The 3,104-nt window shown below is 67.5% G+C and carries 1 protein-coding gene and 2 pseudogenes; all 3 read left to right on the top strand.

Annotation, left to right across the window (positions count from 1 at the left end; translation table 11 throughout):
- The first annotated feature begins 179 nt into the window (after positions 1–179).
- The 3 genes and pseudogenes from ACF08N_RS37975 to ACF08N_RS37965 all read left to right on the top strand — a co-directional run bounded on the left by ACF08N_RS37975 (position 180) and on the right by ACF08N_RS37965 (position 2,995).
- Positions 180–1,378, top strand: a pseudogene (locus ACF08N_RS37975) (IS110 family transposase).
- Positions 1,315–2,163 carry a transposase gene (locus ACF08N_RS37970; protein ID WP_392329258.1) on the top strand — a complete coding sequence of 283 codons (849 nt, stop codon included), beginning with the start codon at positions 1,315–1,317 and terminating at the stop codon, positions 2,161–2,163. The pseudogene ACF08N_RS37975 and the gene ACF08N_RS37970 overlap by 64 nt, the downstream one beginning before the upstream one ends.
- A 51-nt stretch (positions 2,164–2,214) precedes the next feature.
- Positions 2,215–2,995, top strand: a pseudogene (locus tag ACF08N_RS37965) (IS5 family transposase).
- The last annotated feature ends 109 nt before the right edge of the window (positions 2,996–3,104 follow it).

Raw genomic sequence — 3,104 nt, 5'->3', positions numbered from 1 at the left:
GCAATCCCCGCAACTACCTGGCCTTCCTCGGCCTCGCCGCCGCCCTGTGCTGCTACAAGCGACTCGTCCGCCTCACCACGTAGGACACTGTCTAATTGGGATACGCGACTCGATCGCTGTGTAGGACAACGTCGGCGAGGTCGTCTGCGGGACTGCAGTTGGACGACGAGCTGGCGGAAGTGACCGTGCCCGAGATCTGGGCCGGCGTGGACATCGGCAAGGAACACCATCACTGCGTGGTGATCGATGCGCAGGGCGAACGCCTACTGTCCGCGGCGGGTACTGAACGATGAGTCCGCGCTGCTGGAGCTGATCGGTGACGTACTCGCGCCCTCCGAGGGTGCGCTGTGGGCAGTGGATATCAACCACGGCGGAGCCGCCTTGCTCATCGGTCTGTTGCTCGGCCACGACCAGCCGATGGTCTACTTGACCGGGCTCGCCGTTCACCAGGCGTCGGCCGCCTACCGCGGCCAGGGCAAGACTGATGCCAAGGACGCCTTCGTCATCGCCGACCAGGCCCGCATGCGCAAGGACCTCGGCGCGCTCCGGCCCGGCGATGAGATAGCTGTCGACCTCAAGATCTTGGTCCGACGCCGGACCGACCTCGTCAACGACCGCACCCGCCAGATCAACCGGCTCCGGGAACAACTCCTGGAAAACTGCCCGGCCTTGGAGCGAGCCCTCAGCCTGACGAACAAGGGCCCGATCCTGCTGCTGACCGGCTACCAGACGCCTGCCGCGATCCGCCGCAGTGGAGCCAAGCGCATCGAGACCTGGCTGAAGAACCGCAAGGTCAAAGGCGCCGCCCTGCTTGCGCAAGCCGCCGTCGAAGCGGCTCAGGCCCAGCACACCGCACTGCCCGGCGAGAAGCTGGCCGCCTCGATGGGTGCTCGCCTCGCGAAGGGGGTGATGGCCCTGGAAGAGGAGATCGCCGAGCTCGACGTCCTCATCGAGGCCCGGTTTCACGAGCACCCGCATGCCGAGGTGATCCAGAGCCTGCCCGGCATGGGTGCCATGCTCGGAGCCACCTTCATCGCCGCCACCGGCGGCGACATGGAGGTCTTCGGCACAGCCGACCGACTCGCCGCCTTCGCCGGCCTGGCTCCGGTTCTACGCGATTCCGGACTTGTCAGCGGAAACATGCGCCGCCCCCGCCGCTACCACCGCGGCCTCCTGAGAGCCTTCTACCTCTCCTCCATGGCCAGCCTGCGGTCGTGTCCCGCGTCACGGGCGTACTACGAACGACAAGCGCGCCGAGGGGAAGGGGCACAAGCAGGCCGTGCTGTCACTCGCACGTCGCAGAGCCAACGTTCTGTGGGCGATGATCCGCGACGAAGCGTGCTATCAAACTGCACCACCAGTCACGGTGGCTGCTTGACATTCTCATTGGGAAGTCGTTTATGGTCCGGCGTCGAACGCGGCTCAAACTTGATCCGGGTTTTCGCAGTTCGGCGGACGTGTAAGCGGCCTCCGTCTGATCCTGTGCTCCGTCACAGGTGGATCAGCGCGAAGGCCGTGGTCGTGAGTTTGGTGCATCGAGGTGTCCTGCGGGATGCGTTCGCGGAAGTGTCACACTTCCGGTACGCGTGTCTGACCGCGGGGGGCGACGCGTTGTTCGAGTTGTGCGATGCGCTGCTGTGCACGGACGGGCCGGTGCGGACGCTGGCTGATCTCGCGTCGCGCCGGAACACCGCCGTGGGCACGGGGCTCTGTACGGCGGGCTCAACCAGGGCGGATCGACGTCGCCCGGCTACGTCGGGCCCTGGCCAGGGGGTGCCGTTGCCGAGGGCGGCGGACGGTCGGCTCGTGCTGGCGGTGGATGTCTCGCCGTGGCTGCGGCCGGACAGCAACACATGTGCTGACCGGGCCTTTTGCCACACGTTCGGCCGGGGTGAGGGCAAGCATCAGATGGTGCCCGGCTGGCCCTACTCAGTTGTGGCCGCGCTGGAGAGTGGCCGCACGTCCTGGACAGCGGTGCTGGACGCGGTCCGCCTGGAGCCCGGCGCCGACGTCGCTGCGGTGACCACGGTGCAGATCGGCGAGGTCATCGAGCGGCTCGTCGCCGCCGGTCAGTGGCGACCGGGTGATCCGGAGGTCCTGGGTCCCAACTCTCTCGCCCGAAGTCCTGCTCTCATCACCGCAGATGTAACCTTGGGGCCCTAGGCGGTGTCTTTCAGGTCATCTGATTGTTGGGCTGCTGTGAGGGATCGGGAGATGTGTGACGCGGTGTGGGCGGTGGTCGAGCCGTTGCTGCCGCCTGCGGGTCGTGTCCGAGGCAGGTGGTGCGATCACCGCCGGGTTCTCGAGGGCATCGTGTTCACGTTCCGGACCGGTGTGTCCTGGAGGGATCTGCCCGAGCGGTTCGGGCTCTGGCAGACGGTGCACGGGCGCTGCGCCCGCTGGGTGGCCGACGGCACCTTCGGCCAGCTCGGCCGGAGCCCAGAGCCGGGCGGAGGTGGACTGGCTGGTCGCGCTGGACTCCACCATCGTGCGGGCCCATCAGCACACCGCGGCCAAAGGAGGCTTGAGGAACGAGGACTCGGGCGCTCCCGCGGCGGGCTGACCAGCAAGATCCACCTGGCCTTGCGACGGGCGGGGGCGACCGCTGTCTGTCACGGTCACGCCAGGTACCTGCGACGACTGCACGCAGCCCGAGGCGGTCACCGACCGCATCCGCGTCACCCGGCCCGGCCCCCCCATCCGGCCCGATCAAGTAGTGGCGGACAAGGGCCACTCCGCCCGCTCCTTCCACGCCTACCTGCCAGACGCGGAATCAAGGCGGCCATCCCCGGAACGCGTGGACCAACTCGCGGGCCGGCGCCGACGCCGTGAACGGCCATGCAGCTTCGGCCGTCTACCGCCGCCGCAACGACGTCGAACGCTCCTCCACCGCCTCAAGCAGCCGCGCGGCATCGCCACCCGTTACGAGAAACAGCCCGGCCGCCACCCCACCGCCATCACCCAGACCAGCACACTCATCCGGCTCGACCCATGACCGCCAAGACGCTACCTAGTCTTCTGAGTCAGGAATTCTGTTCAGATATGAGGCGAGGCGTTCGAGGATCTCGTCGGCGGTTTTCGTCCAGACATAGGGCTTCGGGTCG

The sequence above is a fragment of the Streptomyces sp. NPDC015127 genome, assembly GCF_043080095.1.
In the GTDB taxonomy this organism is placed as follows: Bacteria; Actinomycetota; Actinomycetes; order Streptomycetales; family Streptomycetaceae; genus Streptomyces.
Note: the sequence above shows the minus strand (reverse complement) of the source record. Positions and strands in the feature narration are given on the sequence as shown.